Here is a 25,070-nt window from a genome sequence, read left to right as displayed (position 1 = left end):
CGCGCCAGAGGCGCGACTCGCGGCAAAAACTTGGGGAAAAATCTCGCCGTCCTCCCGTTGGTCGGACGCCGAGGTTCCGCGCGCTCGGGCCTGACGGCCCTCGCGTGCGGCACGATACCCAAGTGCCCGCCGCACCGCACCCGCATCGCTCCGCCGAACGAAACGACGCTTTCTTTCGGTACCGCTCGACCAGCGACGGCTCAGCCGTTCCCGAACCAGACCGCGCCGTAGTTCAGGCGCTCGACCACTTCTTCGCCGGTCCCGGCCCGCTCGTAGCGCAGTTCGTAGGACATGACGACGGCGCTGGGCTCGACCTCCAGCAGGACCGAGACGTTCCGCGCTCGCTCCCCGAACAGCGTCGCGGTCGTCGCGTTGGCCCGGTAGTAGTACGTCGTCGTCCGCAGTGGCACTCCGCTCGGATCGTCGGCCCGGACCAGTTCGACCGCGGAGAGGACCGGTCGCAGCCGGTCCCGGAACGAGGGCGAGAACGACCAGTTCTCGCCCGACCGTGTCTCGGTTTCGGTCCCGGCGGCGGTGTCGCTCGCGTTCGTCACGGTCCAGGTCGTCGTGTCGTTGGCGCCGCGGTCGACACGACCGTCGATCACCCGTCGCTGGACCGTCCCGTTCTCGGCAGTGACCGTCCGCTCGTAGGTGAACAGAAAGGAGGCGTTCCGGAGGGTTCCGACGTGGGCGGCCACGAGTGCCTCGGGGGCGACGACGCGCTCGCGGGTCACGCCGGCGGCGATCCGCGGGCGTGGGGTCGCGGTCGGCGTCGCCTCGGGCGTCGGGACCGTGACCTCGGGCACGGAGACGGGGCCGGGGGTCTCGGGCTCGTCGGCGGCGAACCCGGCACAGCCGGCCACGAGGAGGGCACAGCACAGGACGGCCGGCGCGAGGCGGGACATGGCCACTGGTAGGACTGTGCCGAAATAAACCTCGGGACGGGTTCGGCTGGAGGCGGGGTTGGAACTAAGTCGCCCGGCCGACCAGATGCCGGTATGGAGACGCTGCTGTTGAACCCGGCCGCCGTCGAGGAGAGCGCCCAGGTGCCGGCGGTCGTTGACGCCGTCGAGGCCGCCTTCGCCGCCTACGCCCGCGGCGACGCCCAGATGCCAGCCAAGTCATACATCGACCTCCCGCAGTACGACGGGGACTTCCGGTCGATGCCCGCCTATCTGGAGGCAGACGACTGGGACGGCGCTGGCATCAAGTGGGTCAACTCCCACCCGTCGAATCCCGAAGACCACGGCCTGCCGACGGTGATGGGGACGATGATCTACTCCGACCCCGAGACGGCGGTCCCGCTGGCGATCATCGACGGGACCACGCTCACCCGCAAGCGGACCGGCGCGGCCGCCGCCGTCGCCACCGATCACCTCGCCGTCGCCGACGCCACCTCGCTGGGCCTGGTGGGGGCCGGCGTCCAGGCCCGCGCCCAGCTCGATGCCATCGCCACCGTCCGGGACATCGAGACTGTCGTCGTCGCCGACAAGGACCCCGACGCCGTCGACGCGTTCCGGGCCGAGACCGGCGACGAGTTCGAGGTCCATGGGGGCTCTATCGCCGACGCCGTCGACTGTGACGTGGTGTCGACGACGACGCCGGTCCGCGACCCCATCGTCCCCCGCGAGGCTGTCGGCGACCACACGCACATCAACGCGATGGGGGCCGACGCCGAGGGGAAACACGAACTCGACGACGCGATTCTGCTGGACGCGAAACTCGTCATCGACGACCACGCCCAGTGTACCCACTCCGGGGAGATCAACGTCCCCTACGCCGCCGGTACGCTCGGGGACGAGGACATCCACGCGGAACTGGGCGCGGTCGTGATCGGCGAGGCCAGCGGCCGGACCGACGACGGCATCACCGTCTTCGACTCCACGGGACTGGCCATCCAGGACGTGGCCAGCGCCCACGTCGTCTACGAGTACGCCCGCGAGCACGGCGTGGGCGAGTCGATGGAACTCGTCGGGACCGACCTGTGAGCCGCGTCGCGGTCACTCCGCCTCGGTGACGGTCGCGGTCTGTTCCTCGGTGGCGGCGACCGCCTCGGCCCGGTCGACGATCCCGTCGATCATGCTCGCGATCTCCCCGGTCGAAGCGGTCCGGGCGTCGCGGCAAGACCCGCCTACGTCGGGGCCGCTGTCGGTTCGGCCGCCGTTTTCCCTCCCCAAACCCGACGATACTGTTTTCAATCTTGTGGCCATACCTGCCGATATGCCCTACATGTCGGGTGACGATTTCAGCGTTCACGCCGACGAGTGCGCCAAACAGGAGTCGGGGTGGATGCCGCTCTCGGACCTGCCGGACGAGGTAGATTCGATCGAGGACCTCGACTGTGACTGCTGGGACGAGTACGAATCGCTGGCGGAGATCTAGTCCGTCAGCCGCTGGAGCGACCCGTTGATCTCGGTGACGGTCGCGGTCTGTTCCTCGTTGGCGGCGGCCACGTCCTCGATCTCGGCGGAAACCCGTTCGGCCTTCTCGACGACGCCGTCGATCATGCTGGCGATCTCCTCCGTCGAGGCGGCCTGATCGTCGGTCGCCTCCGACACCTGCCGGACACCGTCGGCTGCCTCCCGTGCCACGTCGGCGATCTCCTCCAGTCGCTCCATCGCCGTTTCGACCTGTTCCATCCCCGCCTCGACCCGCTCGGTCATCCGCTCGAGGCGCTCGACGGTTCTCTCGGTGTCGTCCTGAATCGCCCGAACCCGGGTCTCGATCTCGCCGGCCCGATCCTGTGACTCCCCGGCCAACTCCTTGACCTCGTCGGCGACGACGGCGAAGCCCTCGCCAGCCTCGCCCGCCCGCGCGGCCTCGATGGAGGCGTTCAGCGCCAGGATGTTCGTCTGGTCGGCGATGTCGTTGATCACCTCGACGATCTCGTCGATCTCGTCGACACGGGTCCGGAGGTCGTCGACCGAGTCGGTGACCGACGCCGTCGAATCGTTCACGTCGTCCATGACGTCGATGGCCTCGCGGCCGGCCGCTCGCCCCTCGTCGGCGAGGTCGGCGGCCTCGCGGCTGGTCGCCGCCACCTCGTCGGAGGTCGAGGCGATCTCCTCGACGGTCGCGCTCAACTGGGACACCTCGGAGGCGACGGTTTCGACGTCCTCGGTCTGCTCGTCGGCGAGGTCGCTGATCTCGCTGGCGCTTTCGGCCACGTCCGCGGCCGACTGCTCCAGTTCTTCGGTCCGTCTGCCCACGTCCGCGACGAGTTCCGACAGCTGCTCGGCCATCCGATTGACGGCGTCGACGACCGCCACCACCTCGTCGTCGAGATGCTCGGACTCGAAGGACGCCCGCGCATCGAGGTTCCCCTCTGCGATCGCCGTGAGCGTCCCGGAGACCTCCTCGACAAGCGCCTGCAACTGCTCGCGGCGGTGGACCTCCGCTGTCCGGTCCTGTACCATCTCGACGGCCCCGACCAGTTCGCCGTCGCCGGACTGCGTCCGGCTGCCAGAGGGACCCTGTCCCTCGCTGCCCTCGTACAGCGGCGCGGCGCTGAATTCGATCTCCCGCTCGGTCCCGTCGGCCGCGACCATCGTGCTCGTGTCCCGGTACAGCGTGTAGTCCACGTCTTCGGCCCGCGGGACGCCGAACTCATCGTCGGCCCGCTCCGGCGCGGCGACCACCTTGTCCGCCAGTGTCTTCGAGCGCCGCCCGTCGTGGTAGAACGCCTGACTGGCCATCTCCATCGACCGTGCCTCGGCTTCCGAGTGGCCCGTCAACTGCTCCAGCCCCTCGTTCCAGCTCACGATGTTGCTATCACAATCGAGAACGAAGATCGCACCGTCGATCCGGTCGAGAATCGACCCGAACCCGAGTGGAAAATCCGGGGTACTGGCACTATCAGGCTCCGAAGTTCCGTTTCCGGAGGAGCCGAAGCCGTCGTCTGCGCTTCGGTTCTGTGTCATCGTTATCGCGACCGAAAAGAGTTTCTCACAACAACGTTCCGCTTTCCGATCGACACCGGCTCGCGGGTTGTTTCACTCCAGGTGGATCGCCGGCCGGAACGGGACGGCACTGTCGGCTTTCCCGTCGGGGTCGACGGCGTCGGGGTCGGCCTCGTCGTAGACTTCGACGGTCGCGTCGAACTCGGATTCGAGGAAGCTTCCGGCGTCCGCGTAGACGGCCTGCTCGTCGACATCGGCTAGTGCGGCGAGTTCGTCCGCGTCGCGCTCCCGAACCAGTTCCACGAGGTCCTGCACGAGGTCGTTGACCGCGTCGCCTTTCTCCCGGAGGTCCGGGTCCTCCATGACCTGCCCCATGATCGCACCCACGTCGAGTCCCTGCTCGCGGCTGTCGCCGCTCGCGCCGTCCCCGGAACTCCGTTCCGCGCGCTCCCGGACGGTCTCGAACACGTCGCGTTTCCAGTCGGCCGCCACGTACACCCGTACCGTGTCCGGGTCGGTCCCGGTCACGTCCACGATGTCGTGGATGTCGTCGGTGACGGCTTCGACCAGTCGCTCCCGGCGCTCGACTGTCTCGTCCTCGAACGCGGGGTCGGGCTCGGGCCAGTCGGCGTCCTCGGCCGGTTCGCCGGTCAACTGCTCGTGGAGTTCGTTCGCCATGAACGGGACGAACGGTGCGAGCAGGCGCAGGCGCGTCCGCAGGACCTCACGCAGGGTCCACTGGGCCCCCTCGCGGTCGAGGTCGGCCCGCCGCCGGTACCACTTCAGGTGTTCCTCGAAGCTGTAGAAGATCGCCTGGCTCGCCGTCCGCGTCTCGAAGCCCTCCATGGCCTCGGTCGCCTCCCGGATCGTGCTCTGCAGTTTCGAGAGGAGCCACCGGTCGATGTGTTCGAGGTCGGGTCGCGCCTCCTCGTCGATGGCCACGTCGGTCGTCTCCTCGCCCTCGACTTCGAGCGTGATCTCGACCATCTCGTCGATGTCGAAGTCGATGACTTCCTGGGCCCGGCTCCAGAACCGTTCGAGCTGGTCGCGCGTACTCCCCACGAGGTCGTCGCGCCAGTCGTAGTCCTGCCACGGCTCCGCGGAGTTCAGCAGGAAGAATCGGACGGTGTCGGCTCCGTACTCGTCGATTGCCTTCGAGGGCAGGACGACGTGCCCCTTCGAGGAGGACATCGCTTCCCCTTCCAGCAGGCCCATGCCCATGATGGTGATCCCCTGGGGCCACTTGTCCTCGGGGAACAGTTCGCCGTGGTGGAACTGGAAGAAAGTGAGGTGGTTGTTGATGAGGTCGTTGCCGGAACAGCGCCAGTCGACGGGATACCAGTGCTCGAACTCCTCGCGCAGTTCGAGCGCGCGCTCGTCGGGGGCGTCGACCGCGTCCTCGCCGTAGAACAGTGCGTCGAAGAACTCGGGATCGAGGTCCTCGGGCGGGATCTCGTCCAGCCGGTGGGCGATGGTGTAGTAGGACATGTAGATCGTCGAGTCCGACAGCGGTTCGATCACGAAGTCCTCGTCCCACGGCAGGCGGGTGCCCAGCCCGTAGTTGCGGATGCAGGGCCACTCGTTGAGCCAGTCGATGGTGTGATCGTACTGGTCGCGGGTGTTCTCGGGAATCGTGTCGATGCCGTCCAGCACCCGGTGGGCTTTCTCCGTCCACTCGGCGTCGTTGTAGCGCAAAAACCAGGTGTCCTGTTTGGCGACCTCCACGTCGCCGCCACAGCGACAGACGACCTCCTCGGTGAACTCGTACATCTCGTCGAACGCGCCTTCGTCCTGGTAGTGGGCGCGGAACTCCTCGCGGACGTTCTCGACGGTCATGCCCGCGAACTCGCCGTAGTCGTCGTGCATGATCCCCTGGTGGAACTCGGCCTGGTAGAGATCGGCCGTCACGCCCTCCAGCTCGGGGTCGTCCGACGATTCGATACCGGCGTCCTCGACCGCGGTCTTCGCGGGGATCTCCCCGTAGTCCTCGATGTCGAGGATCGGGATCGGTTCGATGTCGGCCACGTCGGCGGGGTCGATCCCGTACTCGGCCATTCGTTCGTCGTCGGCCTTGGCCTCCTGTAGGGCCAGGTAGTCGTCGGGCGAGTGGGCCGGGACGGACATGACGACGCCGGTGGCGTTGTCGGTGTCGACGAAGGTCGCCGGCAGGATCAGCACCTCGTCGCCGGTGATCGGATTCGTCACCGTCTCGCCGATGAGGTCCGCACCGCTCAGTTCTTCGCGAATCTCGATGTCGCGTTCCTGGAGTCGCAGTTTCTCGACGGCCGCGCTGGAGACCACCCACGTTTCGTCGTCGACCGTCGCCCGCACGTACTCGCCGTCCGGGTGGGCGTAGGCGTTCGTGACGCCCCGCACGGTTTCGGGTCGGAGCGTGGCCATCGGCAAGATTGTGTCCGCACCATCGACTTCCGATTCGAACTTCACGAGCGTGTACTCCTGGAACTCGGCCTCTTCGCCTTCGAGCAGGTCGTGGGTGGTGACCGGGTTCTCCTCGTCGGTACAGAACTTCACGGGGTGGAGCCCCTTCTCCAGCAGGCCCCGTTCTTTGAGCCGTTCGTACTGCCAGGTGATGAACTTCGAGTAGCGCTCGTCGTTCGTCGTGAACTCCCGCCGCCAGTCGATGGAGAGGCCGAGTTGCTTCATCCCCGACTTGTAGTGATTCTCGATGAAGTAGCGGGCGTAGCCCATCGGGGTTTCGAGGTCTTCGAGGGTGTCCTCGGGGACGTTGTAGGTGTCCCGCAGGACCGACAGCTGATCCTCTTCGCCTTTCTTCAGGCGCTCGACGGCACCGATGATCGGGGTGCCAGTGACGTGCCAGGCGATGGGGAAGAGGACGTCGTCGCCCTGGAGCCGGCGGTAGCGGGCGTACACGTCGGGCACGGTGTAGGTCCGGCAGTGCCCGATGTGCATACCGCCGCTCGGGTAGGGGTAGGGGACGGTGATGAACGTCGGCTCGGCCTCGCCGTCGGGATCGGCCTCGTACCGTCCCGCTTCGGCCCAGCGATCGCGCCACCTCGCTTCGAGTTCCTGGGGCTCGTAATCCATACGTACCGGTTCCCCCTGCCAGCCTAAAAGAACTCCCTATCTGCCGAGTCACCGTCCCTCGTCCGGTCGGTGGGTCCCCATCCGAGTTCGAGGTACCGTCGCGCCCAGCGTCGTCAGTTCGACCGCGTCCCGCCGGCCGGATCAGTCCAGCGTGACGACGCCGTCGTCGAGCAGTTCGAGCAGCAAGTCGCGCGCGTGGCCGTCCGGGTTCACGCCGGTATAGACCCGCTCGACGACGCTATCCACGAGGACGAACGTCGTCCGGGGCGTCGAATCGCCGGGCGCGTCCAGGGGCACGCCGAACGCCGCCGCTACCTCGCCGTCGGGGTCGGCCAGCAGGTCGAACTCGACGCCGGTCTCCTCGGCGAACGCGCGGTGGGACTCGGCGTCGTCGGTCGAGACGCCGTAGACCGTGATGCCGGCGTCGTCGTAGGTCTCGCGCTCGCGCGCGAACTGTTCGGCCTCGGTCGTACAGCCCGGCGTCCCGTCCTCGGGATAGAAGTAGACCACCGTCGGGTCGGTGAACGTCGGCGAGACGGACTCGCCGTGCTGGTTCCGTGCCGTTACGTCGGGTGCCGGGTCGCCCGGTTCGAGCATACCCGCCGATTCGACGGCCGGCGGGAAGGCCGTTGTGCTAGTTCACCGGGATGTCCGTCCCCTCGCTGGCCTCCTGTTTTGGGAGCGTGATCGACAGGACGCCGCTGTCGTAGCTCGCCTCGGCGTCTCCTTTCCGGACGCGGTGGGGGAGCGCCACTGTGCGGCTCGTCGAGCGGCGGGTCCGTTCCCGGCGGAGGTACCGGTGGTCGTCGTCCTCGTCTTCGGTCTCGCTGGTCGTCTCCGAACCGGCGGCGATCCGCACCGTCCGCGGGTCGGGCAGGGTCACGTCGATGTCGTCACTGGTGTACCCGGGCACGTCGGCGGTCACCTCGAAGGCCTCGCCCGTGTCGGCCACGTCGACGGCGACGCTGCCACCCGGTCCGGCCGCCGGGAGCTCGGAGAATTCGCTGCTGATCCGGTCGAACAGCCGGTCGATCTCCTCGAATGGGTTCTGTCGATCCATGGGTTCACCCCACCACGATTACGACGGCCCGTTAAAACTGTCTGTCGGCGAGGCCCACCCTGCCCGTCAGTCGTCCCCCTCGGCGAGGTCCTCGGAGAGTTCCTCGACAGCCTCGCGGACCTCCTCGACGATGTCGTGCTGGCGCTCGGTCAGGTCGGCCGTCTCGGTGGCGGTCTCGTGGATCTCGCCCGCCTCCGTGGCGCTCTGCTCGACCGACGCGGTGACCTCCTCGATGTGGGCCGCCTGGTCGTCGTTGGCCGTCGCGATCTCTTCGGCCCCATCCGCGGCGTCTTCGACGTGCTCGACGATCTCCTCCAGCGCGTCGAGGGTCTCGTCGACGCGGTCGCTCACCTCGACGGCGCGGTCGTGGGCTCGTTCGACTTCCTCGACGGTCCGGTCGGTCTCGCCGGTGATCGCCTCTATTTCGTCGCCGATCTCGTCGGTGTACTCGCGGGTCTGGTCCGCGAGGTCTTTCACCTCGTCGGCGACGACGGCGAACCCCTCGCCCGAATCGCCCGCCCGCGCCGCCTCGATGTTGGCGTTCAACGCCAGAATGTTCGTCTGCTCGGCGATGTCGGCGATGATCTCGGCGACCGCCTCGATGTCGTCCATCCGGTCGGCCAGTCGGTCCACCGTCGCCTCCAGATTCTCGCTGGTCGCGAGGATGTCGTCGGCCGCCGATTCGGCCTCCGTGCCCGCCTCCTGGCCGCGACGGGCAGCCTCGCGGGCGCTGGCCGCCGTCTCGGCCACCTCGTCGGTCGTCGCCGCGATCTCCTCCATGTTCGCGCTGAGTGACTCCATCTCCCCGCTGATCTCGTCGAGCCGGTCGTCCTGGGCGACCGCCCGGTCCTCGATGTCGGCCGCGTTGTCGGCCACGTCGCCCGCGACCGTCTCCAGCCGCGCGATCACGTCCGTCAGCCGCTCGGCGACCTGCTCCTGACTCTCCTGGAGGCGGCGCTCCTTCTCGCGCAACTCGGTCACGTCCTGGAGTGCCGTCACCGACCCCGCGAGGTCGCCGTCGGCGTCGTACATCGGCGTACTCGTGATCTTGACCGTCCGCTCCTCGTCGTCGTGGTTCAACAGTTTCGCCTCGACGCCCCTGATCTGGGTCTCGTTGGCCATCGTCCGCTGGGCCGTCGTCGTCTGTGTCCCGTGTGTCTCCTCGGTCCGGAACACCTCGTGGCCCTCCATCTCCGGGACGCGTTCGGGGGGAAGCGCCATCAACTCCTGCATGGCGGGGTTGAACAGCAGGATGTTCGGCTCATCGTCCGTGACGACGATGGGCACGGGTAGGTCCAGCAACGCCTGTACCCACATCATCTCGGCGTCGTCGAAGTCGGCGTAGACGCCCGCCGCCGCCCCGCGCCGCTCTTGTTCTGACATCTCTCCCTGTGCGTTCTCACACCCCGCTCCTCAACGTTTCGGCGATTTTATCGAACGCGATAACGGGCTAGAGGGTCGCCACCTGCTCGCGGACCGTCGCGGCGTGGCCGTCCGGGTTCACGTCGTCGGCGTCGACGACCGCCTGCACCGCCCCGTCGGCCAGCACGAATGTGATCCGCTCGACGTACCCGCCCTCGGTGTCGAGGCCGAACGCCGCGGCCACCTCGCCGTCGGGGTCGGCCAGCAGGTCGAAATCGAGGGCCTCCTCGTCGGCGAACGCGCGGTGGGAAGCCACGTCGTCGGTCGAGACGCCGTAGACGGTCGCGCCCAGGTCCCTGAAGTCCGGGAGTTCGGCCTGGAACTGGCGGGCTTCGAGTTGACAGCCCGGCGTCCCGTCGCGGGGATAGAAGTAGACGACCGTCGGCCCGGTAAACGTCGGTGTGACCGTCTCACCGTTCTGGTTCTGTGCCTCGATTTCGGGTACCGCATCGCCTGTGTCGAGCATCGGTTCGTTCCGTCGCGCCGACGGGTGAAAACACTGTCTTCCAGACAGCGAGGCTCTCACTGCGTTCGAGCCTCCTACTCCACCACGTGCTCGGTATCGTAGGACCCCAACCGGCGGACCCACCCGTCCTCGGCGATGGTCTCGATCTCGTCGAGGGCGTCCTGGGTCCGGTCCTCGTAGAGCCCGGCCGCGATGTCGATGTGGAAGACGTAATCGCCCAGGCGTTCGCCGCTGGGGCGGGACTCGACGCGAGTCATGTTGATGTTCCGCTCGGCGAAGGGCTCCAGCATCTCCAGCAGGAGCCCGGGGTAGTCGACGTTGGGGTAGACGATCAGCGAGGTCTTGCCGCCGCCCTCGGAGCGCTCGCTCTCGGGCGCGACCACCAGGAAGCGGGTCGCGTTCGAGGACTGATCCTGGATGTCTTTCGCCAGCACCGCCAGGTCGGTGCCGTTGGTCGCGTTCTCGGGGTGGCCGATGGCCGCGACTGACGGGTCCTCGCGGGCGCGCCCGACGCCGCGGGCGGTCGAGGCGACCGCTTCCAGGTCGGCGTCGGGATACTCGGCGTCGAGGTAGTCCCGACACTGGGCCAGCGCCTGGGCGTGGCTGGCGATCAACTCGAAGTCGGGACTCTGAGCGAGCAGGGCGTGGCGGATGGGGGTGATCAGTTCCCTGACGACCGCCACGTCGTGTTCGGCGAAGGCGTCGAGCGACTCGGTGACGCTGCCCTCGATGCTGTTCTCGACCGGGACGACGCCGCGGTCGTACTCGCCCCCTGCGACGGCCTCGACGATGGCCGTCACCGATTCGGTAAAGGCTACCTCGTCGGCGACGGCCGTCGCGGCCCGGTGTGAGTAGGTTCCCGTCGGACCGAGCGTGAGTGCCTTCATCGTCGTCGTCTTCGCTCCTGCGGATAAAAAGCGTCGTGGTGTCGACCCGGAGACGGATGTCCAGCACTCGATTTCGCCACGGAGCCGTCTCAGCGGAAGAGGTCGTAGGTGTCGATCTTGGCAGTGACGACGCCCGCACGTCCGTTCTGGCTCACCTTGACGTTGCGGGCGCGGGTGAACACACCGCCGGTATCGTTGGCTTCGACCCAGTCGTTGAGGTCGGTGGTACTCACGTCACCCTCGGAGTCGAAGACGAACACCCACTGGCGGCTGGTCGTGTTCCCGTTGACCGACCAGGACTGGCCGCTGGCGACCTGGCCGTCGAAGACGCCCGACTCGGCGTCGGCCTGATCCGAATCCACCTCGTCCGCTCGGGTACCGCCGCTGACGTTGGTCCCGCTGTTCAGCGCGTTCACCAGCGTCGTCAGGTCGTCGTTCTCGTCGACGGCGCGGGTGCCGCTCCCGCCGCTGGTGTCGATGATGCCTTCGACCACGTCCGTCGCGGCGACCGCGTCCCAGTCGGCACCGAACGGCGGTTCGACGCGCCGGCCGAACACGATGGCGTTGTTCGAGACGGCCACCGCCTGTGAAGGTGTGTCCCTGTCCGACGGGACGTACAGCTCGTAGCCGCTGTAGCTCCCGTCGCTCTCGTACTGGGTATTGGCGTCGTCTTCGAGTTCGGCGACGACCGCCGCCGTGTCGTAGGACCCTTTCAGCACGCGCCCCTCGGGCAGACCGAGATCCATGGATACGGACCGACCCGTGAGTCCGACCGTGCCGTAGTTCGCCGCGAGCGAACTGTAGGTACTCGGGTAGAACGCTTTGCGACTGTCGTAGATGCCTTTCTGATTCGTGCCGTCGAAGTTCAGACTGTCGGCGTCCTGGTTGAACTGGTCGGCCGGATAGACCCACTGCTGGTAGTTGCCCAGCCCGCCACCGCCGATGAACGGGATCGCGTCCGTGACCGTGCTACAGCCCGCGAGCGCACCTGTACCCAGCACAGCACTGGCGGTGAGAAGCCGCCGACGTGTCTGTTCCATGTACTGTTTCTGTATGTTATAACATAAAATATATTCGATAGTAACACCCCAGGTGTCCCGCGTCCGCGTTCGAGGCGGGGTAGCGGGCCGTTACGGCGGTTGAGGCGGAGTGGGTCGACGGCGGACGTGTGGCGTTACTGGCCGCCGGTCCCCAGGTTGGGGGAGGTGTAGGTGTCCGAGGTGACGCTGACGGTGATCGTCCGGCCGCTCTGGCTGACCTCGACGTTCCTGGCGCGGGCGAACTGGCCGCTGTTGTCGTTGTACTCGATGTAGTCGTCGACCGACCCCGTATCGGCGTCGCCCTGTGAGTCGAAGACGAACACGGACTGGGAGTCGGTCTTCGCGCCATTGATGCTGGAGGCCTGCCCGCTGGCGACCAGCCCCTCGAATTCGCCGCTGTCTTCGTCGGCGTCGTCGGCACTGATTGGCTCGTTCCGGACGGTCGCGCTGAGGAAACTGCTGCCGCCGAGTGAACTGACCAGCGTTCCGAAGGCGTCGTTGGCGTTCACGTACCTGTTGGCACTGCCGCGCTCGGTGTCGATGATCCCCTCGACCACGTCCGTGGCCGGGACTGTGTCCGAACCGGACCCGAAGTTGTCGACCCGCTGGCCCCGGACCACGGCATTACCGGACACGCCGAACGCGTCCGGCGATTCCTCGCGCTCGGACCGGACGTACAGGTCGAACCCGCTGTAACTCCCGTCGCTCTCGTACTCGGTGTTGCTGTCGTCTTCGAGTTCGGCGGTGACCTCGCTCCGCTCGAACGACCCCGAGAGGACCAGCCCTTCGGGCAGGCTGAGCAGCAAGGAGACGTTTCGCGGGAGAATTCCCGTGTTCGACGCGAAGTTCGTCGACAGGGAGTTGTACGTGCTCGGATACAGGTCCTTGCGGTTCTCGTAGATCGACTGCTGGTTGATCGCGAAGAGACTCAACGCGACGTTCTCGTCACCGAAGTCCCCGCCCCCGTCGGAACTCGCGAACCGATCCGGTTCGTAGACCCACTGCTCGTAGTCGCCGAGGCCGCCACCGCCGATGAACGGGATCGCGTCCGTGACCGTGCTACAGCCCGCGAGCGCACCTGTCCCGAGCGTTGCACTGGCGGTGAGAAACCGCCGACGTGTCTGTTCCATGGCGTATTCCTGTATGTAATCACATAAGATCTATTCGATACTATACGTCCGTCAGCAATCACTGGCCGGCCACGTCCGGCGGCCCCAGGCTCACACGCCGTCGAGTTCGAACAGTCGGAGCTTGAGGTACAGCCGGATCATGAGCAAGACGATACACCCGAGAAAGGAGCCGACGGCCAGTTGGACGACGGACAGCCCCGTGCCCGAGGACGCGAACGGGTTGACGCCGTCCATCGCCTGCACGTAGCTCCCGACGGCCGCACCGCCGCCGAGGCCGAGCAGGAAGTAGACGACGGTCAGCCCGATCGCCAGGCCGCCGGTCCCGAAGGCCAGGTAGGACGCGAAGTCCTCGACGTTGAGGATCGCCTGTGCCTCCGTCTCGTCGAGGGGGTGGTTGCGGATGCGGTACAGCGCACCGCCGACCAGCAGGAGGGCAGTGAACGTCACGACACCCGCGCCGACCAGCCCCAGAATCAACACTTTCGGCGAGGCCGTCGCCGGATCGGCCGACGGCACGTACTCCCGCACCGTCGCCGGAAAGAGCAGATAGATCGGCAAGAGCAGTGTGAGACCGCCGAGCAGGAGGCTCTGCCACGTCAGTTTCGTGATAGTCGGCTGGGAGAAGTACGTCCGTCGCTGGAGGCGCAACTGATCGTACATCGAACCCGAGAGGATCGCGCTCGTGATGTCGTCTGCGGCGTCGTCGTCCGTATCGTCCGTATCGTCCGTATCGTCCGTCATGGCTATTCGGTTGACTCGTGTTCCGAAATTTCGAAATCGCAACTATAGCTCTTTTGGTCACCTCCACCACTGAGCCCATCGCAGCAGGGGGCCACGATTGTCGGAAAACGTGCACGATTTTTGCCCGACTGCGGAGGGGTCCGATTCAGCGGTTCAGCGTGTGGATCGCCTGCCCCATCGCGTTGGCCGCCGCCTCCATCACCGCCTCCGAGAGCGTCGGGTGGGTGTGGACCGTCGCCACCAGATCCTCCAGGGTGGCTCCCATCTCGATGGCCAGTCCGACCTCGGCGATCAACTCCGAGGCGTCCGGGCTCACGATCTGGGCCCCGAGGACGAACCCGTCGGCCGCGTCGGCGACGATCCGGACGAACCCGTCGGTGTCGTCGTGGGTCAGCGCCCGCCCGGACGCACGCAGGGGCAACTCCCCGACGACCGGCGAAAAGCCCGCCTCCTCGGCCTCGCGTTCGGTCAGGCCGACCGTCCCGATCTCCGGATCGGTGAACACCGCCGCAGGGACGGCCTGCTGGTCGAGCGCGGCCGGTTTGCCCGCGATCACCTCCGCCGCGACCTCGCCGGCTTTCATCCCCTCGTGGGCGAGCATCGGCTCGCCGGTCACGTCACCGACGGCGAAGATGTGGTCCACGTTCGTGCGCGCGCGGTCATCCGTCGGCACGAACCCGTCCGCGTCGGTCTCGACGCCCGCCGCGCCCAGATCCACGGTGTCGGTGACGGGTTCGCGCCCGACCGCGACCAGCGCCTTCGTGGCGTCGTGCTCCGAGACCGTGCTGTCCTCGCCCTCGGTGACGACCGTCACCCCGCCCTCCCGTTCCTCCCAGTCGGCGGCGGCCTCCTCGAAGTGAAAGTCGACCCCGTGTGACTTCGCCCGCTGGGTGACGACGCGAGTCACGTCGGCCTCGTACATCGGGAGCGCCTGATCCAGCGCCTCCACCACGGTCACGTCGCTCCCGGCCTTGGCGAACACCGTCGCCAGTTCCATCCCGATGTAGCCCGCCCCGACCACGAGCAGGCTGTCCGGAACGGACTCCAGCGCGAGGGCGTGCCGAGAGGAGAGGATGCGCTCGCCGTCGAACGGCAGGGCGGGCAGTTCGACCGGGCGGCTCCCCGTCGCGACGACGGCGTGTTCGAACTCGATGGATTCCGAGCCCTGCCCCTCGCCGCCGTGGGCCACCCGCGCCGTGTTCTCGTCGGCGAACTCCGCAGTGCCCTCCACGAGGTTGACGCCGGTGCCCTTGCAGAGCCGTTCGACGCCGGTGGTGAGCTGGTCGACCACCTCGTCTTTCCAGGCGGTCATGCCGGCCATGTCGATGGCGGGGTCGGCGTGGACGCCCATGTGTTCGGCCTCGCGGGCCTCGTGGGCCACGTCCGTCGCCGAGACGAGTGCCTTCGAGGGAATACAGCCGTGATTGAGACAGGTCCCGCCGTAGGCCTCTTTTTCGACGAGGGTCACGTCCAGGTCGAACTGGGCGGCCCGGATCGCCGCCACGTACCCGCCGGGGCCCGCGCCGATTACCAGTACGTCGGTGCCAGTCGCGATGTCGCCGACGACCATACCACGGCAACGCACCCCCGGACTTTGAGTGTGCGGGTTGGCTTTATCCCTCGCCGACCCGACCAGTCGGGGTATGGAGGAACGCCTGTTCAAACAGACCGACGAGCGCGACGCCACGGCGACGGCCGCCCTGTTGCGCTCGCTCGCCGACGACCTCGAATCGGGGACCGGCCTCGACGCGCTGGCCGGCGCCGACACCGACGTCGGCGTCCCGACCGAGATGACCGTCGACATCGAAGTCGACCACGACACCGAGACCGACGAGCGGGAACTGGAGGTCGAACTCCTGTGGGACCCCGCCGACGAGCGCGAGACCGCGGTGACGGAGACGGCCGGCACGGACGACCCGTCGGCGACCGACTCCGCCGACACCACGGCCGACCCCACGAACGCGTCGGCCGACGCCACACCCGCCTCACAGGCCACCTTCGAGGTATTTCGGGACAAGGCCGACGAGTGGCGCTGGCGGCTCCGCCACCGCAACGGCAACATCGTCGCCGACAGCGGTGAGGGGTACGCGCGCCGGAAAGACGCGATGAATGGGTTAGAGAGCGTCCAGCGGAACGCTCTGGGAGCCGAGGTGGAGATCGAAGAGTAGCCGTCTGGACGGTCCCGACGTCACTCCAGCAGGAGCAGCGTCGGGTCCTGCAGGTACTCCTTCAGCGTGTTCGTGAACCGTGCGGCCTCCGCGCCGTCGATCACGCGGTGGTCGATGGACAGCGAGAGCGTCATGACGTGGCGGGGGACGACTTCGCCGCTCACGGCTTCGCCGCTCGCGCTCTCCGAGGACTCACTGCGTTCGTCCTCGACGACCCACGGCCGCTTCTTGATCGCGCCGAGTCCGAGGATGGCGGTCTCGGGGTAGTTGATGATCGGCGTGGCGTACTCGCCGCCGATGGCCCCGAAGTTGGTGATGGTGAAGGTGCCGCTCTGCATCTCCTCGCGGCCGATCGACCGCTCACGGGCCTTCCCGACGAGTTCGTTGGCCTCGCTGGCGATCGACAGCAGGGATTTCCGCCCGGCGTCTTCGACGACGGGCACCATCAGCCCGGCGTCGGTGGCGGTGGCGATCCCGATATTGTAGTCGCCCCGCTTGACGATCTCCTCCGATTCCTCGTCGAGTTGGGAGTTGAGGATCGGGTACTCCCGGAGCGCGGCGACGACGGCCTTCACGACGAAGGGCAGGTAGGTGAGCTTGATGCCCCTATCTTCGGCCCGTTCCGCGAGACCGTCGCGTGCCTCGACCAGCCTGGTCACGTCCACCTGGTCGTGGTGGGTGACGTGGGGCGCGGTGAACTTCGACCGCTCCATCTGCTGGCCGATGGTCCGCCGGACGCCGCGGTAGGGGAGTCGCTCCTCGGTGCCGGCGGCGACTTCGGGGCGCTCCGACTCGGCCGCCGTGCCCTCCTCGCGCTCGCCGCCCGCGCTGACCGCTTCCGCGTCGGCCGCCTGGGCCGCCCGCTGGGACTCGGCGTACTGCCGGACGGCGTCGTCCGTCACGACGGCCTCGCCGTCGCGTTCCTCGGTCGCGGGCACCGCGTTGATGTCCACGTCGAGTTCCTTCGCGACGCCGCGGGTCGCCGGAGTCGCCAGCGTGCGGTCGCGGTCGGCCGGTTCGGCCGCTGGGGCCGCCGCCCCCTCCGTCGTGGGCTGGCTCCCCTCGGCGACGGTCGGTTGGGCGCCGCCCAGCGGTTCCTCGGCCTCGGCGATGGCGGCCTCGGCTTCCTCGCCAGTCTCGTCGGCGCCGGTCGCCGTCCCGTCAGCGCCGGCGGTCGGTTCGGCTTCCTCGGGTCCGTCCGCGTCGGTCTCGGCCGCGGTGTGAACGTCCATCTCCGTGATGCGCCCGCCGGGACCGGAGCCGTCGACGGCGGCGAGGTCGACGCCGAGTTCGCGGGCCAGTCGGCGGGCGCTGGGCGCGGCGAACACCCGACCGCCCGATTCGCCGTTCGTACTCGGGGCCGCGGGGTCCTCGGCTGGTTCACCGCCCGCCGCTGGTTCGGGTGTCGCCTCCTCGCCGGTCTCCTCGGCCTCCTCGCCCTCCACAGAGTCGGACTCCGTCCGACTTGCACCCGACTCGCTTCCCTCGTCGGGAACGTCGAAGACGATGATGACCTCGCCGACCGGGACCACGTCGCCAGCCTCGGCCCGCAGTTCTTTGACCGTGCCGTTCACCGGCGAAGGGACCTCGACGACGGCCTTGTCGGTCTCGACTTCGGCGACGGGCTGGTCCTCGGAGACGGGGTCGCCCGGGCCGACGAGCCACTGGACGATTTCGCCCTCGGCGACGCCCTCGCCCACGTCGGGGAGTTTGAACTCACGAACCATCCTAGAACTCCACGGTCTCGCGGATGCCGTCCTCGATGCGGGCGGCCTCGGGCAGGTAGTAGTCCTCCAGCGCGTACAGCGGGTAGGGCGTGTCGAAGCCCGTCACGCGGTTGATGGGGGCCTCCTGGTAGAGCAGGACGTCCTCCTGGATGGTGGCGATGATCTCGCCGGCCAGCCCGCCCGTCTTGGGGGCCTCGTGGACGACGACCGCCCGCCCGGTCTTCTTGAACGACTCTTTGATGGCTTCCTCGTCCATCGGCGAGAGGGTCCGGAGGTCGACGACCTCGCAGTCGACGCCCTCCTCTGCGAGGTTCTCGGCGGCTTCCATCGTCGGGCGGGTCATCGCACCCCAGGTGAACACGGACACGTCGGTCCCCTCCCGGCGGACCGCGGCCTCGCCCAGTGGCACGGTGTAGGGTTCGTCGGGCACTTCCTCGCGGAACGCCCGGTAGATGAGCTTCGGTTCGAGGAAGATCACTGGATCCGGGTCGCGAATCGCCGAGGCGAGCAACCCTTTCGTGTCGTACGGTGTCGAGGGGATGACGACCTTGAGGCCGGCCTCGTGGACGAAGAACGCTTCCTTGGACTCGGAGTGGTGTTCCGGCGCGCGGATGCCGCCGCCGTAGGGGGCCCGTACCACGAGCGGGCAGGTGAACCGGCCCCGGCTTCGGGTGCGCAGGCGGGCGGCGTGGGAGACGATCTGGTCGAACGCGGGGTAGATGAACCCCATGAACTGGATCTCGGTCACCGGGCGGAGGCCGTAGGCGGCCATACCGATGGCGGTGCCGACGATGCCCGACTCCGCGAGGGGCGTGTCGATCACCCGGTCGTCGCCGAACTCCTCGATGAGGCCCTGCGTGGCCCGGAAGACGCCGCCGTTCTCGCCCACGTCCTCGCCCATCACGAGCACGTCGTCGTCCCGTTGCATCTCGCCGTACAACCCGTCGCGGACGGCCTGTACGAGCGTGAGATCCTGTGCCTCGGTCTCGGTGTCGGTTGCCTGACTCATGTTATTCGAGGAGGGCGTCGTCGCCGTGTCGGTCCCTGACGCGCTCGAAGTACTCTAGCTGTTGCTGTAAGCGTTGGGGCATCTCCGCGTAGACGTGTGCGAACATCTCCGCGGGTTCGGGCCGCTCGACCGCTTCGGCGGCGTCGATGGCCTCGGCCACCCGATCCGAGTTCTCCTGTTCGATGGCGGCGACGGTCTCGTCGTCCAGCAGGCCCCGCTCGCGCAGGAACGTCTCCAGCCGCGGAATGGGGTCTTTACCCTTCCACTCCTCGACCTCGTCGTCGTCCCGGTAGACCGACGGGTCGTCGGCGGTGGTGTGGGCCCCGAAGCGGTACTGGACGGCCTCGATCATCGTCGGCCGCAACTCGCCTTCGTTGGGATCTTTGGCCTTCTCGACGGCCTCGCGGGTGACCTGGTAGACGGCGAGGGGGTCCATCCCGTCGACCTGGACGCCCTCGAACCCGTAGGCGTGGGCCTTCTGGGCCAGCGTCGCGCTCGCCGTCTGGCGCTCGCGGGGCACCGAGATGGCCCACTGGTTGTTGTTACAGAAGAACACGGCAGGTACGTCGAATACGCCCGCGAAGTTCATGCCTTCGTGGAAGTCGCCCTCGCTGGTCGCGCCGTCCCCGAAGTAACAGAGGAAGGCCTTGCATTCGCCCTTCAATTTGGAGGCCCAGGCCGCCCCCGTCGCGTGGGGGACCTGCGTGGCGATGGGGACCGCCATCGTGAACATGTTGACCGCCTCGGGGACGGCGTTGCCCCCCTCGTGCCCCATCCAGAACAGCAGGATCTGCTTCAATGGGACGCCCCGGATCAGTGCCGCGCCGGCCTCCCGGTAGCTGGGGAACAGCCAGTCCGCTTCGTCCAGCGCGTGGGCGCTCCCGACCTGCGAGGCCTCCTGGCCCGAAAGCGGTGGGTAGGTCCCCATGCGGCCCTGCCGCTGGAGGCTGACCGCTCGCTGATCGAAGTGTCTGGCTAACGTGATCTGTCTGTACATGTCGACGAGTTCCTCGTCGTCCAGGTCCGGCACCGTCGCGCCCTCCCGGACCTGGCCGTCCTCGTCGAGGATCTCGACCCGTTCGCCCGGGTCACGCTGTAGGGTACTCATACTGCCCTCCGACAACACATACCATACACGTCGCGGCGCTCGCTAATAGGCTTTTGGCAAATAGCTTTCGTTACCACGCAATCTTGCGCCCTCGTGTTCGCTGTCTGCCGATCCGGGCTGGATATTCTGGAACTTTCAGGTGTCGACTGGATTCAGAAGTGGACGAACGTTTCGTGTCGTGGGCCGATGGGCTGGCGCTGGTACCTGTTCCCGCCGAGGAAAACTGACTACTCGCTCGCCCGCGCCCGCTCGCGCGCCACCGCCGGGTCCTCGCCGTCCAGCACGGCCTCGACGAACAACTCGCCGGCCCGATACGACGACCGGACCATCGGGCCCGACGCGCAGTAGAGGAAGTCCAGTTCCTCCTCGGCGACCCGTCGCCAGGTGTCGAAGGCGTCGGGGTGAACGTACTCGCTGACTTCGAGATGCGACCGCGAGGGCTGGAGGTACTGACCCAGTGTCACCACGTCGACGCCCACCGTCTTGAGATCCCGGAGGGTCTGGTAGATCTCGTGGTCGTACTCGCCGACGCCCAGCATGAGGCTGGTCTTGGTGTAGATGTCCGACTCACGGTCGACCTGCCGCAGAACAGAGAGGGACTGCTCGTAGCCGGCCCGGCGGTCCCGGACGGGCCACTGGAGGCGGTCCACCGTTTCGATATTGTGGGCGATCACGTCGGGTTCGGCGTCGACGATCTGCCGGACGAGTCGTTCCTCGCCCTGGAAGTCGGGGATCAGACACTCCACCAGGATGCCGGGGTGGCGCTCCTTGATCGCGCGGATCGTCTCGGCGAAGTGGCCCGCACCCTGGTCGGGCAGGTCGTCGCGGTCGACGGACGTGAGGACGACGTAGTCCAGGCCGATCTCGGCGACGGCGTCGGCGACCTGCTGGGGTTCCTCGGGGTCGAGCGGGTCCATCCCGCCCGTCTCCACGTCACAGAAGTTACAGCCTCGCGAACAGCGCTCGCCCATGAGCATGAACGTCGCCGTTCCTGGCCCCTCTCTGCCACTCCAGCACTCGCCCAGATTGGGACAGTTGGCCTCCTCACAGACGGTGTGGAGGTCGTGCTCGCGCAGGGTCTCTTTGATGTCGGTGAATCGCTCGCCCGACGGGGGTGCCATCTTGAGCCAGTCGGGCTTGCGGGCGCGACTCATTGTCGAACAGGAGGGGCCGTCGGGAGAAAAGTGTAGGGTTCCGGGGCCCCATTCCGGGCACCGGTCACACGTGGTAGCAGTAAACCGTGCGTCCGACGCCAACGAACGTCCGGCCGCGTCCGACGGTCCCCATGATGAACTTGTTGAACCCCGTCCCGAACGAGTCGAGGACCTCCCCGGTCCGGTGATCCCGCGCCTGTGCCCGCTCGTCGTCCTCGACGACGACCGCCGAGTCGAGTCCGACCGTCGGAAACGGTACCTCCCCATCTCGGTTCTCGGTCCAGAGTCTGGTCCCCGAATCGATCTCGAAGGCCGACACGGTGGTGGGGTCGAACCGTTCGCTGACGAACGCGACGCCCCCTGCTGTGGTCACGCTCGCGTTGAAGTCGGTCTCGACGGTTCGCTCCCAGCGCTTCGTTCCATCCGCCGGGTCGACGGCGACGACCGAACGCTCCCCGGCCACGACGGGAGTCCCGTCCCCGACCGCTGCGCCGACGGCGAACCCGGACGGGGCATCGTCGAGACGCCAGTCGACCGTTCCGTCCGGCTCGTATCGCGTGAGTCCGGCTCTCGAATAGACCAGAAACCCACCGTCGTGGGCGGCCAGCAAGGTCGGCGACTCGTCGAGCGCCGTGAGCCGCTGGCCGCCGGTCTTTTCGTAGACGACGACGCCGTCGGAGCCGTTGGCGGCGACGTGGTCGGCGGTCGTGACGACCGGGCCGTAGATTGTGTTCTCGTCCCCGCTTTCGCCGCGCTCCCAGCGCGCCTTGCCGGTGTCGGGGTCGACTGCCAGCACCTCGCCCGTCGTCCAGATGGCGTACAGCCCGTCCTCGTCGGCTGTCAACGCGTCGAAGGTCCGTTGCGTCGGGTTCGCCCAGCGTTCGTCGCCGTCCGCGAGCGAGAGCGCGCTCATCCCCCGGTCGTGTGTCGTGTACACCGTGTCGTCCCGCACGGCGGCCGAGACGTGCGCCATATCGAGGCTATCGATGCCCAATTCGGTCGTCCACTGGCGCTCGAACCCGACCGGCCGGTCACCGCCTGACGCTTCCGTGCCGGCCGGCGTCCCCGTGCGGTCGTCCGTTCCCCGGCCGTCCTTGCCCCCGAGTCCGAGACAGCCGCCGGCCAGCACGCTCCCCACCGTCGCCACGTACGTCCGCCGTCGCATACTGCCGACACGTCGCTCGACTAAGGTAAGTGTGCGCACTTCGGGTCCCTGCCGTGCCGGCCGAGCCACGGTGCCGACCGGGACGGAAACGCCTATACTCTCGGCACCCCCGGTTGCTGTCGTGCCAGGGAGCGTAGATCACGAGCCGCAGGTGGCTATCGACGAGGTCCTCCCCGAGTTCGCCGACGCCTTCCCGTTCGAGTCGTTCAACCGGATGCAGTCGGAGGCCCTGCCGGCACTCCTGGAGCGCGACGACAACGTCGTCGTCAGCGCACCGACCGCCAGCGGCAAGACCGCGCTCGCCGAGGTCGCCATCTGCCGGGTCCTCGACGCGGGCGGCACCGCCCTCTTTCTCGCTCCCCTGCGGGCGCTCACCAACGAGAAGGAAAGCGAGTGGGAGCGCTTCGAGGACCTGGGCTACTCGGTGTACGTCGTCACCGGCGAGCGCGACCTGAACCCCCGCCGGGCCGAGCGGGCCGACATCCTCGTCATGACACCCGAGAAGGCCGATTCAGCCACCCGGAAACACGACTCGCCCCGCTACGGCTTCGTCACCGACGTGGACTGCTGTATCATCGACGAGGTCCACCTGCTGGATTCGGATCGCCGTGGCTCGGTGCTTGAGGTCACCATCTCGCGACTCCGGCGGCTCTGTGACCCCCGCATCGTCGCGCTCTCGGCGACGATGCCCAACGTGGACGACGTGGCCGAGTGGCTTGACGCCCCCGCCGAGACCACCTTCGCCTTCGGCGAGGAGTACCGCCCCGTGCCCCTCGAAGCTGGCGTCAAGACCTACACCCACGGCGAGAACGCCTTCGCCGACAAGTACCGTCGCCTCTACCGCGCGCTCGATCTCGTGGAACCGCACCTCCGGGAGGACGGGCAGGGGCTCGTGTTCGTCTCCTCTCGACAGGACACCGTGCAGGCCGCCAAGAAGACCCGCGACGAGTTGGCCGAGCGGGACGTGCCCATGGGGGCCCGCGGCGACTACGACTTCCACCAGGACGCCGAACAGCTCCAGAACGAGACGCTCCGCAAATCCGTGCTGGACGGCGTGGGTTTTCACCACGCCGGGCTCTCGAAGGACGACAAGAATCTGGTCGAGCGCTGGTTCCGTGAGGGGATCCTGGGCCTGCTCTTCTCGACCTCGACGCTGGCGTGGGGGGTCAACCTCCCCGCTCGCTGTGTCGTCATCCGGGACACGAAGCTCCACGACCCCCTCGAAGGGGAGGTCGACATGAGTCCGCTGGACGTGCTCCAGATGCTCGGGCGGGCGGGCCGACCGGGCTACGACGATCAGGGGTACGCCTGGGTCGTCTGTGACCGCTCGGACGCCGACAAGTACCGCCAGTTGCTCCGGGACGGCAAGGAGATCGAGTCGCGACTGGCCACGGACCTGGACGCCCACCTCAACGCCGAGATCGTGCTGGGTACGGTCCAGGACATCGACGACGTGCTGGACTGGATCGAGACGACGTTCTACGCGGTGCGGGCACGGTCCGCGCCCGACCGCTACGATTCGGACGGCCAGTTGCGCGACCGCGTTAGCGACACGCTAGAGCAACTGGTCGACCGCGGGTTCGTCGAACGCGACGGCCTGTCGCTCTCGCCGACCCGCCTCGGACGACTGGCCTCGAAGTTCTACCTCCGTCTGGACACCGCCCGGGAGTTCGCCGACCTGGCGCGCCGGGCCGAGGGCGGCGACGGGACCGCGACGGAACTGACGACCGACGACGTGCTCCGGGCGGTCGCGACGGCCGCGGAGTTCGACAGCGCGAGCGCCCGCAAGGACGAACGCGACGCCGTGCGCGCCGTGCTGGGCGACCGCGAGCGCAATCTCGACCCCGGCCCCCGGAAGGTGCTGGCGATCCTGGATTCGAGCATGGACTCGGCCACGCCGGCGGAACTCCGGAGCGACGCGTGGGTGATCCGCCAGAACGCCCTCCGCCTGCTCGCCGCGCTCCGGGCCTTCCTCGATCACCTGGGGACGGCGGCCGCGGCCAACCTCGCGGCCCGGGTCGAGGCACGCATCGAACACGGCGTCAGCGCCGATGCGGTCGGGCTGACCGCGCTCGACGGCGTCGGATCGGGCCGGGCGTCCCGACTGGCCACGAAGGGCCTGCAGTCCCCGGCCGACGTGCGCGAGGCCGGCGTGTCGGGTCTCGTCGAGGCCGGGCTCTCCGAGGGCGTCGCGAAACAGGTCGCCGGGAGCGCACAGTCACTGCCTGCCCTCCAGTTCGACTGGGGCGAGTTCCCCGACGCCATCGCGAGCGGCGGCAACGAGATGTGTGAGGTGACGGTCACCAACGCAGGCGACGGTGCGCGGGCGGGCGTCCGCGTCACGGTCAACGGCCACGAGATGACCACGACCGACGGCTACCTCGGGACGACGACGCTCCCGGTCGGCGTGTTCGGCGGCGACGCCGACACGCTGACCTACACCGCCGAGGTCTATTTCCCCGATCTGCCGCTCGCGCCGGTTTCCGATTCCCGGACGGTCCGCATCGAGTGACTGGATCATCGAAACGGGCGCAAAAACGTCGATAAAACCTCTAAAGATATCCAGACACGTCCTAAAACGTTAGCGAGCCGTACGAACGGCGATCGATAGGTGGTAAAACGTGACTGAAGGACCGCAAACTCGCAAAAACGAGGCGAATTCTCGGCAAGCGTCGACCCGTTATATGCAGGTGTCCGTCCAAGGGGTGAGTGCAGGGAGACCCACGATGTCCACGCAATCGACTTCCACGTTCGACGGCGTCGCCGACTGGACCGCCCGCAAAGATGCCGGCCGCAAACTCCTGGCCCCGGTGCGGTGTCTGGCCTTCTGGAGCGCGGTCGTCCTCCCGTTCGTGTTGGTCCCGATGATGGTTTCGGGACTGGCTGGCGAGTCCCTCCCGCTGTTCGCGGCGCTCGTCGTCGCGAACCTCGCCGGCGCGGTCCTGGGTCGGAACTACAACCGCGACTGACGCCGTGGACGCGTGGGCTCGCCTGCCCCACGGTCCCCGCATCCGTCTCAACCGCCCTC

Annotated in this window: 23 protein-coding genes; 5 read left to right on the top strand and 18 right to left on the bottom strand. The window is 67.7% G+C overall.

Annotated features, from left to right (window positions below; genetic code table 11):
- Window positions 1-200: 200 nt before the first annotated feature.
- A complete protein-coding gene (locus tag MU521_RS04235; protein ID WP_092688307.1) occupies window positions 201-905 on the bottom strand; it encodes a hypothetical protein in 705 nt (234 codons plus the stop codon).
- 93 nt (window positions 906-998) lie between these two features.
- Between MU521_RS04235 and MU521_RS04230 the strand changes: the two genes are divergently transcribed.
- Window positions 999-1,988, top strand: coding sequence for an ornithine cyclodeaminase family protein (locus MU521_RS04230; protein WP_092688309.1), 990 nt, complete (start codon window positions 999-1,001; stop codon window positions 1,986-1,988).
- 12 nt (window positions 1,989-2,000) lie between these two features.
- On the opposite strand, the gene MU521_RS04225 is transcribed toward MU521_RS04230, so the two are convergent.
- Window positions 2,001-2,177, bottom strand: coding sequence for a hypothetical protein (locus MU521_RS04225; RefSeq protein WP_175452771.1), 177 nt, complete (start codon window positions 2,175-2,177; stop codon window positions 2,001-2,003).
- Between the two features lie 43 nt (window positions 2,178-2,220).
- Here MU521_RS04225 and MU521_RS04220 point away from each other — a divergent pair, with 43 nt between their 5' ends.
- Entirely contained in the window at window positions 2,221-2,382 is a 162-nt protein-coding gene (locus tag MU521_RS04220; RefSeq protein WP_175452772.1) for a hypothetical protein, read from the top strand.
- On the opposite strand, the gene MU521_RS04215 is transcribed toward MU521_RS04220, so the two are convergent.
- From MU521_RS04215 to lpdA, 11 genes are all read right to left on the bottom strand, one after another.
- Window positions 2,379-3,920 carry a methyl-accepting chemotaxis protein gene (locus MU521_RS04215; protein ID WP_092688311.1) on the bottom strand — a complete coding sequence of 514 codons (1,542 nt, stop codon included), beginning with the start codon at window positions 3,918-3,920 and terminating at the stop codon, window positions 2,379-2,381. The genes MU521_RS04220 and MU521_RS04215 overlap by 4 nt on opposite strands.
- A 72-nt stretch (window positions 3,921-3,992) precedes the next feature.
- A complete protein-coding gene (leuS, locus tag MU521_RS04210; RefSeq protein WP_092688313.1) occupies window positions 3,993-6,965 on the bottom strand; it encodes a leucine--tRNA ligase in 2,973 nt (990 codons plus the stop codon).
- 141 nt (window positions 6,966-7,106) lie between these two features.
- Window positions 7,107-7,562 carry a peroxiredoxin gene (locus tag MU521_RS04205; RefSeq protein ID WP_092688315.1) on the bottom strand — a complete coding sequence of 152 codons (456 nt, stop codon included), beginning with the start codon at window positions 7,560-7,562 and terminating at the stop codon, window positions 7,107-7,109.
- A 37-nt stretch (window positions 7,563-7,599) separates the two neighbouring features.
- A complete protein-coding gene (locus MU521_RS04200) occupies window positions 7,600-8,025 on the bottom strand; it encodes an Hsp20/alpha crystallin family protein (protein ID WP_092688317.1) in 426 nt (141 codons plus the stop codon).
- A 66-nt stretch (window positions 8,026-8,091) separates the two neighbouring features.
- Window positions 8,092-9,408, bottom strand: coding sequence for a methyl-accepting chemotaxis protein (locus MU521_RS04195; protein ID WP_092688319.1), 1,317 nt, complete (start codon window positions 9,406-9,408; stop codon window positions 8,092-8,094).
- A gap of 67 nt (window positions 9,409-9,475) precedes the next feature.
- Window positions 9,476-9,913: a peroxiredoxin gene (locus MU521_RS04190; RefSeq protein ID WP_092688321.1), complete on the bottom strand. Its 438-nt coding sequence runs from the start codon at window positions 9,911-9,913 to the stop codon at window positions 9,476-9,478.
- Window positions 9,914-9,987: 74 nt separating this feature from the next.
- On the bottom strand, window positions 9,988-10,800 hold the full coding sequence (gene pheA, locus MU521_RS04185; protein ID WP_092688323.1) for a prephenate dehydratase: 813 nt from the start codon (window positions 10,798-10,800) through the stop codon (window positions 9,988-9,990).
- An 89-nt stretch (window positions 10,801-10,889) separates the two neighbouring features.
- On the bottom strand, window positions 10,890-11,840 hold the full coding sequence (locus tag MU521_RS04180) for a hypothetical protein (protein WP_092688325.1): 951 nt from the start codon (window positions 11,838-11,840) through the stop codon (window positions 10,890-10,892).
- A 134-nt stretch (window positions 11,841-11,974) separates the two neighbouring features.
- Window positions 11,975-12,970, bottom strand: coding sequence for a hypothetical protein (locus MU521_RS04175; protein WP_092688327.1), 996 nt, complete (start codon window positions 12,968-12,970; stop codon window positions 11,975-11,977).
- A 90-nt stretch (window positions 12,971-13,060) separates the two neighbouring features.
- Window positions 13,061-13,711 carry a hypothetical protein gene (locus MU521_RS04170; protein WP_092688330.1) on the bottom strand — a complete coding sequence of 217 codons (651 nt, stop codon included), beginning with the start codon at window positions 13,709-13,711 and terminating at the stop codon, window positions 13,061-13,063.
- 145 nt (window positions 13,712-13,856) lie between these two features.
- Complete coding sequence (gene lpdA, locus MU521_RS04165; RefSeq protein WP_092688333.1) at window positions 13,857-15,281, bottom strand: dihydrolipoyl dehydrogenase; 1,425 nt, start codon at window positions 15,279-15,281, stop codon at window positions 13,857-13,859.
- A gap of 73 nt (window positions 15,282-15,354) precedes the next feature.
- Here lpdA and MU521_RS04160 point away from each other — a divergent pair, with 73 nt between their 5' ends.
- The gene (locus MU521_RS04160) at window positions 15,355-15,879 is read left to right on the top strand and encodes an HVO_2922 family protein (RefSeq protein ID WP_092688336.1); all 525 of its coding nucleotides are present in this window, start codon (window positions 15,355-15,357) and stop codon (window positions 15,877-15,879) included.
- Window positions 15,880-15,899: 20 nt separating this feature from the next.
- Here MU521_RS04160 and MU521_RS04155 read toward each other — a convergent pair whose 3' ends face one another.
- From MU521_RS04155 to MU521_RS04135, 5 genes are all read right to left on the bottom strand, one after another.
- A complete protein-coding gene (locus MU521_RS04155; protein ID WP_092688339.1) occupies window positions 15,900-17,606 on the bottom strand; it encodes a dihydrolipoamide acetyltransferase family protein in 1,707 nt (568 codons plus the stop codon).
- Between the two features lies 1 nt (window position 17,607).
- Entirely contained in the window at window positions 17,608-18,615 is a 1,008-nt protein-coding gene (locus tag MU521_RS04150) for an alpha-ketoacid dehydrogenase subunit beta (protein WP_092688342.1), read from the bottom strand.
- A 1-nt stretch (window position 18,616) separates the two neighbouring features.
- The gene (gene pdhA / locus MU521_RS04145) at window positions 18,617-19,723 is read right to left on the bottom strand and encodes a pyruvate dehydrogenase (acetyl-transferring) E1 component subunit alpha (RefSeq protein WP_092688412.1); all 1,107 of its coding nucleotides are present in this window, start codon (window positions 19,721-19,723) and stop codon (window positions 18,617-18,619) included.
- A gap of 227 nt (window positions 19,724-19,950) precedes the next feature.
- Window positions 19,951-20,877 carry a lipoyl synthase gene (gene lipA / locus MU521_RS04140; RefSeq protein ID WP_092688345.1) on the bottom strand — a complete coding sequence of 309 codons (927 nt, stop codon included), beginning with the start codon at window positions 20,875-20,877 and terminating at the stop codon, window positions 19,951-19,953.
- A gap of 64 nt (window positions 20,878-20,941) precedes the next feature.
- Entirely contained in the window at window positions 20,942-22,042 is a 1,101-nt protein-coding gene (locus tag MU521_RS04135) for an outer membrane protein assembly factor BamB family protein (RefSeq protein ID WP_092688348.1), read from the bottom strand.
- Between the two features lie 151 nt (window positions 22,043-22,193).
- On the opposite strand from MU521_RS04135, the gene MU521_RS04130 reads away from it, so the two are divergent.
- The gene (locus MU521_RS04130) at window positions 22,194-24,554 is read left to right on the top strand and encodes a DEAD/DEAH box helicase (RefSeq protein WP_092688414.1); all 2,361 of its coding nucleotides are present in this window, start codon (window positions 22,194-22,196) and stop codon (window positions 24,552-24,554) included.
- Between the two features lie 214 nt (window positions 24,555-24,768).
- Complete coding sequence (locus MU521_RS04125) at window positions 24,769-25,011, top strand: DUF8028 family protein (RefSeq protein WP_092688351.1); 243 nt, start codon at window positions 24,769-24,771, stop codon at window positions 25,009-25,011.
- Window positions 25,012-25,070: the final 59 nt, after the last annotated feature.

It is taken from the genome of Halorientalis regularis, assembly GCF_023698535.1.
Taxonomy (GTDB): Archaea; Halobacteriota; Halobacteria; order Halobacteriales; family Haloarculaceae; genus Halorientalis; species Halorientalis regularis.
Note: the sequence above shows the minus strand (reverse complement) of the source record. Positions and strands in the feature narration are given on the sequence as shown.

Bases quoted from the DNA above. Each gene is read 5' to 3' on its own strand.
- MU521_RS04190 (WP_092688321.1), bottom strand. From the start codon at position 9,913: ATGCTCGACACAGGCGATGCGGTACCCGAAATCGAGGCACAGAACCAG.
- MU521_RS04155 (WP_092688339.1), bottom strand. From the start codon at position 17,606: ATGGTTCGTGAGTTCAAACTCCCCGACGTGGGCGAGGGCGTCGCCGAG.
- MU521_RS04235 (WP_092688307.1), bottom strand. From the start codon at position 905: ATGTCCCGCCTCGCGCCGGCCGTCCTGTGCTGTGCCCTCCTCGTGGCC.
- pheA (WP_092688323.1), bottom strand. From the start codon at position 10,800: ATGAAGGCACTCACGCTCGGTCCGACGGGAACCTACTCACACCGGGCC.
- MU521_RS04175 (WP_092688327.1), bottom strand. From the start codon at position 12,970: ATGGAACAGACACGTCGGCGGTTTCTCACCGCCAGTGCAACGCTCGGG.
- MU521_RS04135 (WP_092688348.1), bottom strand. From the start codon at position 22,042: ATGCGACGGCGGACGTACGTGGCGACGGTGGGGAGCGTGCTGGCCGGC.
- MU521_RS04170 (WP_092688330.1), bottom strand. From the start codon at position 13,711: ATGACGGACGATACGGACGATACGGACGATACGGACGACGACGCCGCA.
- lipA (WP_092688345.1), bottom strand. From the start codon at position 20,877: ATGAGTCGCGCCCGCAAGCCCGACTGGCTCAAGATGGCACCCCCGTCG.
- MU521_RS04180 (WP_092688325.1), bottom strand. From the start codon at position 11,840: ATGGAACAGACACGTCGGCGGCTTCTCACCGCCAGTGCTGTGCTGGGT.
- pdhA (WP_092688412.1), bottom strand. From the start codon at position 19,723: ATGAGTACCCTACAGCGTGACCCGGGCGAACGGGTCGAGATCCTCGAC.
- MU521_RS04195 (WP_092688319.1), bottom strand. From the start codon at position 9,408: ATGTCAGAACAAGAGCGGCGCGGGGCGGCGGCGGGCGTCTACGCCGAC.
- MU521_RS04215 (WP_092688311.1), bottom strand. From the start codon at position 3,920: ATGACACAGAACCGAAGCGCAGACGACGGCTTCGGCTCCTCCGGAAAC.
- MU521_RS04205 (WP_092688315.1), bottom strand. From the start codon at position 7,562: ATGCTCGAACCGGGCGACCCGGCACCCGACGTAACGGCACGGAACCAG.
- MU521_RS04220 (WP_175452772.1), top strand. From the start codon at position 2,221: ATGCCCTACATGTCGGGTGACGATTTCAGCGTTCACGCCGACGAGTGC.
- lpdA (WP_092688333.1), bottom strand. From the start codon at position 15,281: ATGGTCGTCGGCGACATCGCGACTGGCACCGACGTACTGGTAATCGGC.
- MU521_RS04200 (WP_092688317.1), bottom strand. From the start codon at position 8,025: ATGGATCGACAGAACCCATTCGAGGAGATCGACCGGCTGTTCGACCGG.
- leuS (WP_092688313.1), bottom strand. From the start codon at position 6,965: ATGGATTACGAGCCCCAGGAACTCGAAGCGAGGTGGCGCGATCGCTGG.
- MU521_RS04150 (WP_092688342.1), bottom strand. From the start codon at position 18,615: ATGAGTCAGGCAACCGACACCGAGACCGAGGCACAGGATCTCACGCTC.
- MU521_RS04125 (WP_092688351.1), top strand. From the start codon at position 24,769: ATGTCCACGCAATCGACTTCCACGTTCGACGGCGTCGCCGACTGGACC.
- MU521_RS04160 (WP_092688336.1), top strand. From the start codon at position 15,355: ATGGAGGAACGCCTGTTCAAACAGACCGACGAGCGCGACGCCACGGCG.
- MU521_RS04230 (WP_092688309.1), top strand. From the start codon at position 999: ATGGAGACGCTGCTGTTGAACCCGGCCGCCGTCGAGGAGAGCGCCCAG.